We start from the raw sequence: 13,784 nt of genomic DNA on the forward strand, positions 1-13,784 counted from the left end.
TACGTGTGGTGCCCGGCTCCGGGGCCGTCCGTCCTCGACGAAGGAGAGGGGTATGCGGGTCACGTGGGCGGCGGCGACGGTGGTGGCCGCGGCGATCACACTCACCACCGGCGCCTGCGGTGGGGACGACAGCGGCCCCGGCGTCATCGAGAAGGCCACGGAGACGAAGACGCTCGCCATCGGAGTGATTCCCGACCAGCCGGGTCTCAGCCTGAAGACCGACGGCACCTACGTGGGCTTCGACATCGAGATCGGAAAGATCGTCGCCAAGGGACTCGGCGTCGACCCGGCCGACATCCAGTGGAGGGACACCAGCCTGCCGGACCGCGAACGGGTCATCAAGGAGGGCGCGGTCGACCTGGTGGTGTCCGCCTACACGATCAACGAAGCGCGCAAGAAGGAGGTCAGGTTCGCCGGTCCGTACTACGTCGCCGGCCAGGATCTGCTGGTCAAGACCGACTCGACGCTCAGCGGGCCGGAGGACCTCGACGGCAAGGTCGTCTGCTCCAATGCCGGCTCGACGTCGGCCAGGCGGATCCGGTCGCAGTACCCGAAGGTCCGCCTGCAGCAGTACGACTCCGACTACCGGTGCCTGGCGGACCTCGAGTCGGGCGCGGTCGACGCGATGAGCACCGACGACGTGGTCCTCCTCGGCTACTCCATGCGGCCGCAGTACGCGGGCAAGTTCAAGCTGGTGGGCAAGACCTTCTCGGAGGAGCCCTACGGCATCGGGATGAGGAAGAAGGACAAGGCCGGCTGCGAGAGGATCAACCAGATCCTGCTGGCCGCCGCGCGGGACGGGTCCTACCAGGCCGCCTGGACCGCCACGTTGGGCAAAGGTGGCAACTCGGTACCGACGCTGGACGCCGGCAGGATGAGCCACTGCAGTTCGTGAGTGACCAGGGCCGGCGGCGGCAACGTACGCCGTCGGGCCGGCGGGGTGAGGGCTCCGCCACGCCGCGCAGCCCTCACCCGCCTGCTACTCGGCCACGACGATCATGTGGCCCTGGCCGGGGATGCCGTCCATGTTGGTCATGCTGTACATCTGGCTGGCGTTGACCAGGTGGTGGTCGTCGTGGGCGGGGTCCCACACGATGAACTTGTCGATGTCGTAGGTGCCGTTGCTGTTCTTGATGCCGGCATAGCCCTGCACCACCAGGTAGTGCATGGTGAAGTAGTCGTCGTTGCTCCACCAGGGGATGTCCTTGGCCTGCACGACGATGGCGGCCGGCTGGCTCAGGTCGACCGAGCGGGCGAGCTTGTTCATCACCAGCTTCCACTTGTCGCTGGAGACGCCCTCGGCCGCGTAGTCGTGGTACACGTAGCTCGTGAGCCCGGACCTGCCGGCGAGTTCGGCGTTGAGCACGTCGCGCACGTCCCACGGGTTGGTGCCGAGTGAGTCGGTGCCGAGCTTGGCGGCGTACCCGGCCTGCGTGTCCAGCGGCGTCTTGCCGAGCGACTTGAGGATCGCCTGCAGCGCGGTCGGGCCGCACCAGGTGCCGGTCTGCTGCTCCTCGCCGTTGACGTTCATGCTGGCCACCCGCAACGTGTGCTTCCAGCCGCCGTTGATCTCGATGCCGGTCTGCAGCACCGTCGTCCTCCCGGCTGTCGAAACGAAGCTCGGCCCGTCGCAGGATCTGTCGTTGCCGTAGTACGCCGCCTGGCAGGTGTTCAACGTCAGGTCACCGGCTGAGTCGATCATCGTCAGTTTTCCCCGGACGACCGCGGAGGTGCTCAGCGGCTTCGCGTACAGGTGGGCCTTGACGCTGCTGCCGGAGTACTCCAGGCAGCCGGCGTAGTACACACCCGGGTACGCCGAGGCGGCGCACAACTCCTCACCGCTGTCGACGCCGTCGTTCTCCGCGTCCTCGTCGGAAATGGCCCTGGTGCCCCACTTCTTGTCGGTGGACGGGTCGGCGACCGGGGCGACGACGGCGTAGATGTTGTCGTACGTGTGCACCGCCCCGGGGTTGCCGGGGTCGAACGGGCCGACCTTCTTCACGGTGTTGCCGTAGTTGCCCTCGATGGTGGTGATCCGGCCGTCCGGCAGCACGTCGACGACGACCCCGATGTGCTGGCTGGAGTAGTAGCCGTTGCCGTAGAGGACCACGTCGCCGGGGCGGATGTTGGACTTCGAGCGCAGCAGGCCGTGGTTGCGGCCCCAGGTCTCGAAGGTGCCCGAGTACGGGAAGTACACGTCGATACCGGCCTGCTGCCAGGTCCACGAGGCGAACATCGAGCACCACGGATCGCCGCACTTCACGGTGCCGTGGTAGCCGTAGGGGTTGCAGTTGTCGCCCCACTCGTCGGTGCCGAGCTGCCCGTAGGCGGCGTTGACGATCGCCGAGCGGATGTCCGACGAGGCGACGCTGCCCGGGCTCGGGGTCGTGGGCACGGTCGGGTTGCCCGGTCCTCCGGTGGGCTTGGGATCGTTGTCGCAGCGCGGCAGGATGATGTCGACCGAGCCGGTGGAGACGTAGAAGTCCGGCACCCACAGCCCGTCGCTGGTCTTGTCCCACACCGCCGAGCCGCCATAGTTGAACTCACCGTACGCCTGGCAGGTGATGGTGAGGTAGCTGCCGCCCGGGTACTTGTCGACGACGCTGCCCGAGGTCAGGCTCTTGCCGTAGTAGCCGTTGAGGGTGGTCTTGGCGAGGAACCGGTTCCCGCCGCCGGACGGCGGGTCGCTGTCGCACTGGCGCATCACGAGGCTGCTGGATCCGGTGATGACGTAGAAGTCCGGGATCCACAGCCCGTCGCTGGTCATGTCCCAGATCGCCGAGCCGCCGTAGTTGACCTCGCCGTACGCCTGGCACATGACGGTGACGTAGCTGCCCTCACCGTACTTGTCCCAGACGTTGCCCGCGCCGAGGCTCTTCTCGAAGTAGCCGTTCAACGTCGCGCGGATCTTGAACTGGGTGCCACCGTTCGGGTTGGTGGCCACGCCGCCGCTGATGCCGATCGACGAGCACAGCGGAACGCCGGTGATGCGACCGCTGGTGCCGGTGCTGACGTACGCGTCGGGCACCCAGTAGCCGTCCGTCGTGTAGATCCACAGCGTCGAGCCACCGACCGCGACCCCGTAGTCCTGGCAGCGCACCCAGAGCGAGCTGCCGTCGGGGTACGCGTCGACGCGGATGCGGTCGTTCGGATCGGCGCTGCCGCGGCCGTCGATGGCGACCTTCACCGGATAGGGGCCGGAGTTGGCGCCGCCGCCCGACGGGGTGCCGTTGATGCCGATGGACAGGCAGCGCGGGACGCCCGCGACGAAACCGCTGCTGCCGGTGCGCACGTAGGCGTCGGGAATCCAATAACCCTCACGGGTGTAGTCCCAGACAGTGCTGCCGCCGGCGCTCATGCCGGAGTCCTGGCAGCGCAGGTAGATCTGCTCACCGCTGAGGTACAGATCGGTCGCGGTACGGTCGTTCGGGTCCATGCTGCTGCGACCGTCGATCGCGGTCGTGGCGGGGTAGGGCCCGTACAGCGGGAAGGTCGGATCGGCTTGTGCGGGAGACGCGATCGCCACGGCGGCGACCAGTGCCGTGCAGGCACTGACCGTCATGGCGAGCACGCGTTGCAGGGTACGCAACGGGGGATGCTCCGTTCAGAGATGGCGAGCGATCCGGGCGGTCGCTCATCGGCTCATCAGAGCGAAGCGGGTGGGGCCGCACAAGGTGGCTCATGGTGGAGGTTCCACGGCCGAACCCGGTCGGGCTCGTGCGTGGGGCGCGGCGACCGCCACGCCCCACGCCGTCCCGCCTCACCGCAGATGGAACCGTTCGTCGCCGGTCAGCGCCGCGAGCTGCGCCACGGAGAACGGCAGCGCCGTCAGCGCCGGGCCGGTGCCCAGCTTCCCGGCCTGGGCGACGTAGACCACCACCCCGTCCGGGTGCCGGTACGCCGCCCACTGGTCGAACCGGTCGTCGCCGGTGGCCCGGACCACCACGCCGACCTGCCGCCCGCCGACGGCGGTCACCTGGCACTCGCCCTGCATTCCCCAGAACTGCCGGGCCAGGTCGCACGGTTCGGAGGGCAGCGCGTTGCCCGCGGTGTGCACCTCGACGGCCAGGCGACCCGTCCGGTCCCCCTGCTTCAGGGTGACCGAGGAGAGGTAACTCCACACGTCCACACCGTTGAGCCTGTCCTCGAACTGGGCCTGGTGCTGCCGCGGCAGCTGGTCGGCAGGCTGGTTCGGGAGGTTCTCCGGTGCGGTGTAGCCGGCCGGCACCACGGCGACGATCGCGTCGAGCAGCCGTACCCCCTGGTCGTGGCGGGTGCCGGCCGATGCGGTCCGGTCCTCCTGCGGCCGGCCGTCCGGTCCGGTCGGCCACGGCTGCCCGGTCTTGGTCTCCGACGGGGTGGGCAGGGCCGGTGGCGGGGTGTCGGTGGGCCGGGGACTCGCCGCCCCGGGGGCCGCCGCGCTGAAGCCCCGGCCGCCGGTGGTGTCGATGGCCGTGATCCCGGCGACGCCGGCGACCGCCAGCACCGCGGCGGCGGCGCCGGTGCAGGCCCAGGCGGTGTGCCGGCGGGCCCGGGCCCGCCGTGCGACGGCCAGCGCGGTGGCCGCGTCCAACGGTGGCGGCGCGTCGACCTCCGCCATCTCGCTGCGCAGTGTCTCGCGCAACTCTTCCCCGTTCATCGTTCCCCCTTCTCGATCCCGCTGTAGGTGGGGGTCAGGAGCCCGCGCAGGGTGTCCAGGCCGCGAGCCGCCTGGCTCTTGACCGTCCCGGCCGAGCACCCGAGCAGTGCCGCCACCTCGTCGATGGGCAGGTCCTCCCAGTACCGGAGCACCAGGACGGCCCGCTGGCGCGGCGGTACGGCCGCCAACGCCCGGAGCATCACCAGCCGGTTCTCCGGCGAGTCGGGCGGGGTGGGCCGTTCGGCGTCCTCCCCGCCCACCCGCTCCCGCCGCCACCAGCCGCGCCGCCGCTCGTCCAGGAAGGTCCGGACCAGGATCTGGCGTACGTAGGCGTCGAGCACCTCGTGCCGCGCCACCCGGTTCCAGACCAGGTAGAGCTTGGTGAACGCGGTCTGGACCAGGTCCTCCGCCCGATGCCAGTCACCGCAGAGCAGGTACGCGGTGCCCCGCATCGACGCCGACCGTGCGGCGAAATACTCCGCGAACGCGGTGTCGCGATCGCCCATTCGAGCCTCCGATCCCCGATTCGGAGATAGTCACGCGGGGTCGGCCGTCCAGGGTTGCAGCCGGATCGACGGCTTCGGCGCACGGCCCGCCGGCGCGGGCCCGATCGTGTCCGGTGGACCCGGACGGGCGGCGACCGCGCGGGGCGTCGTCACGGTTGACCGTCCGTCGTGCCGTGGACCGCGCGGGCGCACCGCGCGCCGAGGGCTCGGACGGCGTCGACGAACTCCGGTGGCCCGGACGCGGTGAAGTCGACGCCGAGCACCGTGACCATCCAGGCCAGGTCGGCGGGGGTGTCGGCGCCGAGGTGCAGCAGGCAGCTCGTCGCGTCGACGGCCTCGACGGCGCCCATGCCGGGCCAGAGCCGCCCGGCCACGACGGTCGCCGGCTCGGGCACGGTGACCGTGGCCCGCACCGCCCACGGTCCGACGGAGAGCTGCCGCGCCAGGTACCCGGCGGCGTCGCCGCCGGGTGGTTCCCGGCGGGTGAACCGGGGGCCGGTCGGCGTCCACGGCCGCAGCCGGTCCACCCGGAACGACCGCCAGTCGTCACGGTCCGGGTCCCAGGCGACCAGGTACCAGTGCCGGCCCCAGCTGACCAGGGTGTGCGGCTCGACCAGCCGGGTCGACCGGCCGCCGTGGTGGTCGGTGTAGTCGAACCGCAGCCGCTCCCGGCGGTGGCAGGCGTCGGATATCGCGGTGAGCACGTCCGCGTCCACGGTCGGCCCGGGGTGCGTGGCCCGGACGGTCGCCTTCTGCACCGCCGTGACCCGGTGCCGCAGGCGCGACGGCAGTACCCGCTCCAGCTTGGCCAGCGCGCGCAGGGCGGTCTCGTCGATGCCGGTCACCGCGCTGGCGGCGGCGGTGCGCAGCCCGATCGCGACCGCGACCGCCTCGTCGTCGTCGAGCAGCAGGGGAGGCAGGGCCGCGCCGGCGCCCAGCCGGTAGCCGGCGGTGCCCTGGGCCGCGTGCACGGGGTAGCCCAGCTCCCGCAGGCGGTCGACGTCCCGGCGTACCGTCCGGACCGTCACGCCGAGCTGGTCCGCCAGCTCGGCGCCGGACCAGTGCCGGTACGTCTGCAACAGCGACAGCAGCCGGAGCAGCCGCGCGGACGACTTCACCATGACCACGAGAATGCCAGCCACTTAGGTCCGAAGCTGACCTGACCGGCTCCTACCGTCAGGTCCGTGACGACATCACCGGACATTCAACCCTTCCGTATCGACGTGCCCGGCTCCCAGCTGGACGACCTGGCGGCTCGGCTGGCGAACACCCGCTGGCCCGACCTGCCCGACGTCGGCTGGCACCGTGGCGTGCCGGTGTCCTACCTGCGCACGCTCGCCGACCACTGGCGCACCGGGTACGACTGGCGCCGGCACGAGGCGGCGCTCAACGAGATCCCGCAGTACGTCACCGAGATCGACGGTCAGCGGCTGCACTTCCTGCACGTGCGTTCGCCGGAGCCGGACGCGACGCCGCTGCTGCTGCTGCACGGCTGGCCGGGCTCGTTCCTGGAGTTCCTCGACAGCATCGGCCCGCTGACCGATCCGAAGGCCCACGGCGGCGACTCGGCCGACGCGTTCCACCTGGTGATCCCGTCGCTGCCCGGCTTCGGGTTCTCCACGCCGCTGTCCGGGCCCGGCTGGGGCAGCGAGCGGATGGCCGGCGCGCTCGTACGGCTGATGGAGCTGCTCGGCTACGACCGCTACGGCGTGCAGGGCGGCGACACCGGGTCCTGGGTCGCCCCGGCGATCGGCCGGCAGGCCCCGGACCGGGTGGTCGGGGTCCACCTCAACGCGCTGCTCACCTTCCCGAGCGGCGCGGACGGGGAACTCGACGGGCTCACCGAGGTGGAGCGGCAGCGCGTGGCGGCGATGGACGGCTACAACGACGGCTACCTCCAGATCCAGGCGAAGTCACCGCACACCCTGGCGTACGGGCTGCACGATTCCCCGGTCGCCCAGCTCGCCTGGATCGTGGAGATGTTCCAGCGGCTGACCGACCACCCCGACGACGGGCTGGCCGAGGACGTGATCGGCCGGGACCGGTTGCTGACCACCGTGACGCTCTACTGGCTGACCGGTGCGGGCGGCTCGTCCGCCCAGGTCTACTACGAGGACATCACCGCCTCCGGGTGGAGCGGCGAGGCGTGGGGCGACGACACGGGATCCGGCGCCGACGACGCCGGCTGGGAGTCGGCCGCGGCGGGTGGCGTGCCCGTCGGGGTCCTGGTCGCGACCGCCCGGGACGTCACGGTCCGCCGGTTCGCCGAGCGCGACCACCACGTCGTGCACTGGTCGGAGTACGACCGCGGCGGGCACTTCTTCGCGCTGGAGCAGCCCGACCTGTTCGTCGCCGACGTGCGGCGGTTCTTCGGTACGGTCCGCTGACCGGACGCCGGTGCGAGGACGTCACCGCCCGGGCCGGGCAGCCGCCGGCCCGGGCGGTGACGGGCGTCGGTCAGTGCTCCCGGTAGGTGGCGAGGTCGAAGTCGGCGTACGCGCCGTCGCCGCCGAGGTCCTGCACCCACAGGCCGAGGAACGCGCCGGTGAATCCCCAGGCCGCCGGCTCGCCGTCGATGATCAGCGCGGCGTGCTCGTCGGAGAGGATGGTGGCGTCCAACTGCACCGGGAGCTGTCGCCAGCCGGCGCCGAGGTCGTAGCCGAAGCGCACGACGGGCCCGTCGAACACCGCCCGCAGGCCGACCCGGCCGGCCCCGGTGGCGTCGACGCTCAGCGCCGGGTACGGGGTGCGCCGGCCGCTGTCGGAGCTGAGCAGCTCCAGCACCGTCCGCCCGTCGTCGGCGCGGGTCAGGTAGAGGTGGTGCCAGTTGAGGGTGTTGTAGTAGGCGGTGATCCCGGCCAGTTGGCGGTGGTCGACCGGGTCGAACTCGACCACGGTCTCCAGCGAGCAGTGCGTCGCGCCGACGCGCCGGGCGACCAGGCTGGGGGCCTGCCGACCCACCGGTGACTGTCCGCCGTGCACCCGCAGGTACGACGGGCGTGACCGCAGGTCGATCCAGTCCGGGGTGGCCGGCCGGCGCAGCGTCGACCAGCAGTTGCCCAGCTCCGGCTCGTCGAAGTGGTCGGTGGCGGGCTCCGCCGGCCACGGATGCGCGGGCAGGCCGGGCGCGACGACCTCGTCCGCCGGCACGCCTCCGGGGATGCGGGGCCAGCCGCCCCGGGGCCACTCGACCCGCTGGATGGCGGTCTCCCGCCCCAGCACGCAGTTGCCCAGCGGGGTGTAGGGGCGGCCGACCAGGTGGGCCAGGTACCACTCGCCGTGCGGGGTGCGGACGAGGCTGCCGTGGCCGGCCTTCTGCAACCGCAGGTCGGGCCGGCCCACGGAGGTCAGCAGCGGCCCGTCCGGGTCCACCTCGTACGGCCCGAACAGCTCGCGCGATCGGGCCACCGTGACCTGGTGCTCCCAGCTGGTGCCGCCCTCGGCGGTGATCAGCCAGTACCAGCCGTCGTGGCGGTACAGGTGCGGGCCCTCGGTGAGCCCGACCGGGGTGCCGGTGAACAGCAGGCGGGGCCGGCCGACGAGACGGCGCGCGGCCCGGTCGTACTGTTGGATCTCGATGCCGCCGAAGCGGTCGCGACCGGGCCGCCAGTCGGCGCTCATGCTCAGCAGCCAACTGGTGCCGTCGTCGTCGTGGAACAGCGAGGCGTCGAAGCCGTGCCCGTGCAGTTTCACCGGGTCGGACCAGGGCCCGTCGATGGTGGGGGCGGTGACCAGGTAGTTCTGCGGGTCCCAGTAGCCGCTGGCGAAGCTGGCCACGTCGCTGTAGACGAGGTGGAACTCGCCGTCGTGCCAGGACAGGTCGGGTGCCCACACGCCGTTGGAGTCGCCGCAGCCGCGCAGGTCGAGCAGGCGGCGTTCGGTGATGATGCCGCCCAGCGGGCGCCAGTGCACGAGGTCGCGCGAGTGGTGCACGCGGACCCCGGGGTACCACTCGAAGGTCGAGGTGGCCAGGTAGTAGTCGTCGCCGACCCGCAGGATCGACGGGTCCGGGTGGAACCCGGCGAGGACGGGATTGCGGATCGACCGGGCAGCGGTCGCCACGTCAGCGGTCTCGGTCGACACGGACGCTCCTCTGGTGCAGCTCTCGGAAACTTTCGAAGAGATTCCGGAAGTTCGGGAAGTGCTGCACACGCTATCTGTTCTCGGCGCGTTGCGACAGACCCCTTGACCCGCGCGGAATCAGCTCGTAGCGTGCCGGCCATCGATCGGTAATACCGAGCAACATCCCGAAAGTTTCGGAGCTAGACGTTGGATGTCCCGCCGGTCTGATCGGCGTCCGAGCACCTTGTGAGTCCTCGAAGGGATGGACCATGACAGCGCACCTCTCCCGCAGAACGCTGCTCGGCCTCGTCGGCGCCGGTGCCGGCGCCTACCTGCTCAGCGCCTGCAGCGACGACGAGTCCGGCGACCCGGACGGCCCGCAGACCATCAACTGGTGGCACATCCAGAACACCGAGCCGATGCTGCCGGTGTGGGCGGCGATGGCCCAGGAGTACCAGAGCGCGCACAGCAACGTCACCGTCAAGATCCAGCCGCTGGAGAACGAGGCGTTCAAGGCCAAGCTGACCACCGCCACCCAGGCCGGCGACCCGCCGGACCTCTTCCAGTCCTGGGGCGGCGGCGTGCTCAAGCAGCAGGTGGACGCCGGCCTGGTCAAGGACCTCACCGACGACGTCGAGCCGTGGATCGGTGGCCTGGTGCCCGCCGCCCTGCAACCGTTCACCATCGACGACCGGATCTACGGCGTCCCGTTCGACGTCGGCATGGTCGGCTTCTGGTACAACAAGGACCTCTTCGCCCGCGCCGGCATCACCGCGATGCCGACCAGCTGGTCCGGCGTGCTCGACGTGGTCCGCAAGCTCAAGGCCGCCGGGATCGTCCCGATCGCGCTGGCCGGCAAGGACAAGTGGCCCGGCCACTTCTACTGGGCCTACCTGGCGATGCGCATCGGCGGACTCGGCGCCCTTCAGCAGGCCGCCAAGGACAAGAACTTCGACACCCCCGACTTCGTCGCCGCCGGCGAGCGGCTCAAGGAACTGGTCGACCTGCAACCGTTCCAGAAGGGCTTCCTCGGCGCCGAGTACGGCTCCCCGGACGGGCAGGCCGCCACCATCGGCAACGGCGGCGCGGCCATGGAACTCATGGGCCAGTGGGCGCCGTCGGTGCAGGCGTCCAGCTCCACCAGCAAGAAGGGCCTCGGCGACAAGCTCGGCTTCTTCCCGTTCCCCGCCGTCGACGGGGGCAAGGGCTCCGCGTCGGAGGTGTTCGGCGGCGGCAACGGCTTCGCCGTCGGCAAGGACGCCCCCGCGGCGACCGTCGACTTCCTCAAGTCCCTGCTGACCGCCGACAGCCAGCGCCGGGCCGCCAAGACCGGCGCCGTGCTGCCCACGGTCAAGGAGGCCGCGCCGGCCATTTCCGACCCGAACAGCAAGGTCGTCGCGGAGAACCTGGCCAACGCCACCGGCTTCCAGCTCTACCTCGACCAGGCGTACCCGCCGGCCGTCGGCCAGCAGGTCAACGACAGCGTGGCCGAGCTGATCGCCGGCAACAAGTCACCGGCGCAGGTCGTCAAGGACGTCACCCAGGTGGCGAAGAGCCAGTAGCCGTGGCGGCCCCCGCACCGGCCGATGGCCGGTGGCGAGAACCGAGTGGAGCAGGCATGACCAGTTCATCGGCCGTGTCGGGCGCGTTGCGCGGTGACGCGGCGACCGACCCGCCGGCCCGGGGGCCGGCCACCGCGCGGGTGCGCGGCCGCCGGCCCCGGCCGTCCCGCCGCGCCACTCTCGCGGCCTTCCTGACCCCGTCCCTGGTGCTGTTCGTGCTGCTGGTCGTCGCTCCGATCGCGGTGGCCAGCTACGCCAGCCTGTACAAGTGGAACGGCTTCGGCCTGCCGGAGAACTTCGTCGGGCTGGACAACTACACCCGGGCCTTCGCCGACCCGACCTTCCGGGGCGACCTGTGGCGCGGGCTCGTGCTGATCGTGCTGTCCCTGGTGGTCCAGCTGCCCGTCGCGCTGGGCCTGGCCATGCTGCTCAACCAGCCGCTGAAGGGCCGTAGCGTCTACCGGCTGGTCTTCTTCGCCCCGTACGTGCTCTCCGAGGTCACCACGGCCGTCCTGTTCACCCTGGTGTTCTCGCCGAACCGGGGGCTGGGGGAGACGATCTCCCGGTGGCTGGGGGCCGACGCCGGCGCGGTCTTCGGTGACCCGGACACCGTGCTGTTCGCCGTCTTCCTGGTGGTGTCCTGGAAGTACTTCGGCCTGTACATGATCCTCTTCCTGGCCGCCCGGCAGAGCATCCCCAAGGAGCTGTCCGAGGCCGCCGTCACCGACGGCGCCAGCGCCTGGCAGGCCTTCCGCCACGTCACCCTGCCGCTGCTCGGGCCGACGATCCGGATCAGCGTGTTCCTGTCGGTGATCGGCACCATCCAGCTGTTCGACATGGTCTGGGTGCTCACCGGCGGCGGCCCGATCCACGCCTCGGAGACCATGGCCGTGACGATGTACCAGTACGGCTTCCGCCGCTTCGAGGTCGGCTACGCCAGCGCGATCAGCATCGTCATGTTCGTCCTGAGCCTCGTCTTCGCCCTCTTCTACCAGCGCGTCGTCATGCGCCGGGACACCGAGGGCGCGCTCACCAACCAAGGAGACCAGCGATGACCGGCACGGCGAACCCGGCCCTGCGGACCCGCCGGCTCGTGCTGCACCTCGTCTGCATCGCCGTCGGCGCGCTCATCGTCGTACCGGTCTGGTTCGGGGTGCTCGGCGGCTTCAAGGACAACGGGCAGCTCTCCACCAACCCCCTCGGCTGGCCGGATCCGTGGGTGCCCGGCAACTACACCGGCATCCTCGGCTCCGGGGTGTTCTGGCGGCAGCTCGGCAACAGCGTCCTCATCGCGCTGTCCAGCACGATCGTCGTGGTCGGCGCGGCGGCGATGGCGGCCTTCGTCTTCGCCCGCTTCGCCTTCCGGGGTCGGGAACTGCTGTTCACCCTGTTCGCGATCGGGCTGATGTTCCCGTTCGCGGTGGCCATCCTGCCGCTGTTCGTGCTGCTGCGCGGCATGGGCCTGCTGGACAACCCGCTCGGGGTGATCCTGCCCCAGGCCGCCTTCGGCCTGCCGATCACCATCGTCATCCTGCGTCAGTTCTTCCGCACCATCCCCGGCGAGGTCGAGGAGGCCGCCACCCTCGACGGGTGCAGCCCGCTCGGGTTCTTCTGGCGCATCCTGCTGCCGATGGCCCGTCCGGCCCTGGCCACCGTCTCGGTGCTGGCCCTGGTGAGCAGTTGGAACAACTTCATGCTCCCGCTCGTGGTGTTCACCGACCAGAGCTGGTGGACCCTCCCGGTCGGGGTGCAGGCGTTCCAGGGCCAGTACGCCGACGACACCGCCCGGGTGCTCGCCTACGTGGTGCTGTCCATGCTGCCCGCCCTCGGCTTCTACGCGGTGGCCGAACGCCAGCTCATCGGCGGTCTGGCCGGCAGCGTCAAGGGCTGACCGACCAGCCCTGCGGTAGCCTTCTGCGACCGTAGGATCCCGCCACGACGAAAGGGTGGACCGTGGACTCCGACAACAGCCGGAACGTCACCATCGCGATGATCGCGCGTTTGGCCGGCGTCTCCGTGCCCACGGTCTCCCGGGTCCTCAACGGCCGGTCCGACGTCGCCCCGCAGACCCGGGAACGCGTCGAGGACCTGCTCTCCCGGCACGGCTACCGCCGCCGCCCGCCGAGCAGGCGCACCAGCTCCGCCCTGATCGACCTGGTCTTCAACGACCTCGACAGCCCGTGGGCGGTGGAGATCATCCGTGGGGTGGAGGACGTGGCGCACAGCAGCGGCGCGGGCACCGTCGTCTCCGCGATCCACCGGCGTACCTCCTCGGCCAAGCAGTGGCTCGACAACATGCGTACCCGCTCCACCGAGGGGGTCATCTTCGTGACCTCCATGGTGGAGCCGCCGTTGCAGGCCGAGCTGCGCCGGCTCCGCCTGCCGGTGGTCATCGTCGACCCGGCCGGGGTGGCCCCGCAGGACGCGCCGACCATAGGCGCGACCAACTGGGAGGGCAGCCTCCGCGCCAACCAGTACCTGCTCGGCCTCGGTCACCGCCGGATCGGCTTCATCGCCGGCCCACCGCAGCTGATGTGCAGCCGGGCCCGGATGGACGGCTACCGCGCCGCCCTCGAAGCCGCCGGCATCACCATCGACGACGCCCTGATCCGCCCCGGCAACTTCTACCACGAGGCCGGGTACACCGCCGGCACGCACCTGCTGGCGCTGCCCGACCCGCCGACCGCCATCTTCGCCTCCAGCGACCAGATGGCGCTCGGCGTCTACGAGGCGGTCCGCAAGCGGGGCCTGCGGGTGCCCGACGACATCAGCGTGGTCGGCTTCGACGACCTGCCCGAGGTCCGGTGGTGCTCGCCTCCGCTCACCACGATCCGCCAGCCGCTGGCCGAGATGGGCATGCTGGCCGCCCGTACCGTGCTGCGCCTGGCCCAGGGCGAGAAGATCGAGAGCCCGCGCGTCGAACTCGCCACCGACCTCGTCATCCGCGACAGCGCCGCCCCGCCCCGGGCACGGTGACGGCCCGGAGCCGGCGGCCGTGCCGGGCCGCCACGGCCG

At 71.1% G+C, this 13,784-nt stretch carries 11 protein-coding genes; 6 read left to right on the top strand and 5 right to left on the bottom strand.

Going from position 1 to position 13,784, the window contains the following annotated elements:
* Positions 1-52 precede the first annotated feature (52 nt).
* On the top strand, positions 53-895 hold the full coding sequence (locus GA0070614_RS21010; RefSeq protein WP_088977569.1) for a glutamate ABC transporter substrate-binding protein: 843 nt from the start codon (positions 53-55) through the stop codon (positions 893-895).
* Between the two features lie 84 nt (positions 896-979).
* On the opposite strand, the gene GA0070614_RS21015 is transcribed toward GA0070614_RS21010, so the two are convergent.
* The 4 genes from GA0070614_RS21015 to GA0070614_RS21030 all read right to left on the bottom strand — a co-directional run bounded on the left by GA0070614_RS21015 (position 980) and on the right by GA0070614_RS21030 (position 6,266).
* Entirely contained in the window at positions 980-3,562 is a 2,583-nt protein-coding gene (locus tag GA0070614_RS21015) for a CHAP domain-containing protein (protein ID WP_231933726.1), read from the bottom strand.
* A gap of 198 nt (positions 3,563-3,760) precedes the next feature.
* Positions 3,761-4,639: a hypothetical protein gene (locus GA0070614_RS21020; protein WP_088977571.1), complete on the bottom strand. Its 879-nt coding sequence runs from the start codon at positions 4,637-4,639 to the stop codon at positions 3,761-3,763.
* Positions 4,636-5,145, bottom strand: a complete 510-nt coding sequence (locus GA0070614_RS21025) for a SigE family RNA polymerase sigma factor (protein WP_088977572.1) — start codon at positions 5,143-5,145, stop codon at positions 4,636-4,638. Before GA0070614_RS21025 ends, GA0070614_RS21020 begins: the two co-directional genes overlap by 4 nt.
* A gap of 149 nt (positions 5,146-5,294) precedes the next feature.
* A complete protein-coding gene (locus GA0070614_RS21030) occupies positions 5,295-6,266 on the bottom strand; it encodes a helix-turn-helix transcriptional regulator (protein WP_088979562.1) in 972 nt (323 codons plus the stop codon).
* A gap of 81 nt (positions 6,267-6,347) precedes the next feature.
* Here GA0070614_RS21030 and GA0070614_RS21035 point away from each other — a divergent pair, with 81 nt between their 5' ends.
* Positions 6,348-7,532: an epoxide hydrolase family protein gene (locus GA0070614_RS21035; RefSeq protein ID WP_197701490.1), complete on the top strand. Its 1,185-nt coding sequence runs from the start codon at positions 6,348-6,350 to the stop codon at positions 7,530-7,532.
* A 70-nt stretch (positions 7,533-7,602) separates the two neighbouring features.
* Here GA0070614_RS21035 and GA0070614_RS21040 read toward each other — a convergent pair whose 3' ends face one another.
* Positions 7,603-9,228: a glycoside hydrolase family 43 protein gene (locus GA0070614_RS21040; RefSeq protein ID WP_088977574.1), complete on the bottom strand. Its 1,626-nt coding sequence runs from the start codon at positions 9,226-9,228 to the stop codon at positions 7,603-7,605.
* Positions 9,229-9,476: 248 nt separating this feature from the next.
* Here GA0070614_RS21040 and GA0070614_RS21045 point away from each other — a divergent pair, with 248 nt between their 5' ends.
* The 4 genes from GA0070614_RS21045 to GA0070614_RS21060 all read left to right on the top strand — a co-directional run bounded on the left by GA0070614_RS21045 (position 9,477) and on the right by GA0070614_RS21060 (position 13,745).
* Complete coding sequence (locus GA0070614_RS21045; RefSeq protein ID WP_088977575.1) at positions 9,477-10,769, top strand: extracellular solute-binding protein; 1,293 nt, start codon at positions 9,477-9,479, stop codon at positions 10,767-10,769.
* A gap of 56 nt (positions 10,770-10,825) precedes the next feature.
* Positions 10,826-11,824 carry a carbohydrate ABC transporter permease gene (locus GA0070614_RS21050; protein ID WP_088977576.1) on the top strand — a complete coding sequence of 333 codons (999 nt, stop codon included), beginning with the start codon at positions 10,826-10,828 and terminating at the stop codon, positions 11,822-11,824.
* Complete coding sequence (locus GA0070614_RS21055; RefSeq protein ID WP_088977577.1) at positions 11,821-12,660, top strand: carbohydrate ABC transporter permease; 840 nt, start codon at positions 11,821-11,823, stop codon at positions 12,658-12,660. Before GA0070614_RS21050 ends, GA0070614_RS21055 begins: the two co-directional genes overlap by 4 nt.
* Before the next feature lie 98 nt (positions 12,661-12,758).
* A complete protein-coding gene (locus tag GA0070614_RS21060; protein WP_408630780.1) occupies positions 12,759-13,745 on the top strand; it encodes a LacI family DNA-binding transcriptional regulator in 987 nt (328 codons plus the stop codon).
* Positions 13,746-13,784 lie beyond the last annotated feature (39 nt).

This window comes from Micromonospora coxensis, from assembly GCF_900090295.1.
Classification (GTDB): domain Bacteria; phylum Actinomycetota; class Actinomycetes; order Mycobacteriales; family Micromonosporaceae; genus Micromonospora; species Micromonospora coxensis.

Excerpts from the sequence above, each read along its gene's own strand:
- GA0070614_RS21055 (WP_088977577.1), top strand. The coding sequence starts at position 11,821 with ATGACCGGCACGGCGAACCCGGCCCTGCGGACCCGCCGGCTCGTGCTG.
- GA0070614_RS21020 (WP_088977571.1), bottom strand. The coding sequence starts at position 4,639 with ATGAACGGGGAAGAGTTGCGCGAGACACTGCGCAGCGAGATGGCGGAG.
- GA0070614_RS21030 (WP_088979562.1), bottom strand. The coding sequence starts at position 6,266 with ATGGTGAAGTCGTCCGCGCGGCTGCTCCGGCTGCTGTCGCTGTTGCAG.
- GA0070614_RS21050 (WP_088977576.1), top strand. The coding sequence starts at position 10,826 with ATGACCAGTTCATCGGCCGTGTCGGGCGCGTTGCGCGGTGACGCGGCG.
- GA0070614_RS21045 (WP_088977575.1), top strand. The coding sequence starts at position 9,477 with ATGACAGCGCACCTCTCCCGCAGAACGCTGCTCGGCCTCGTCGGCGCC.
- GA0070614_RS21060 (WP_408630780.1), top strand. The coding sequence starts at position 12,759 with ATGATCGCGCGTTTGGCCGGCGTCTCCGTGCCCACGGTCTCCCGGGTC.
- GA0070614_RS21010 (WP_088977569.1), top strand. The coding sequence starts at position 53 with ATGCGGGTCACGTGGGCGGCGGCGACGGTGGTGGCCGCGGCGATCACA.
- GA0070614_RS21015 (WP_231933726.1), bottom strand. The coding sequence starts at position 3,562 with ATGACGGTCAGTGCCTGCACGGCACTGGTCGCCGCCGTGGCGATCGCG.
- GA0070614_RS21025 (WP_088977572.1), bottom strand. The coding sequence starts at position 5,145 with ATGGGCGATCGCGACACCGCGTTCGCGGAGTATTTCGCCGCACGGTCG.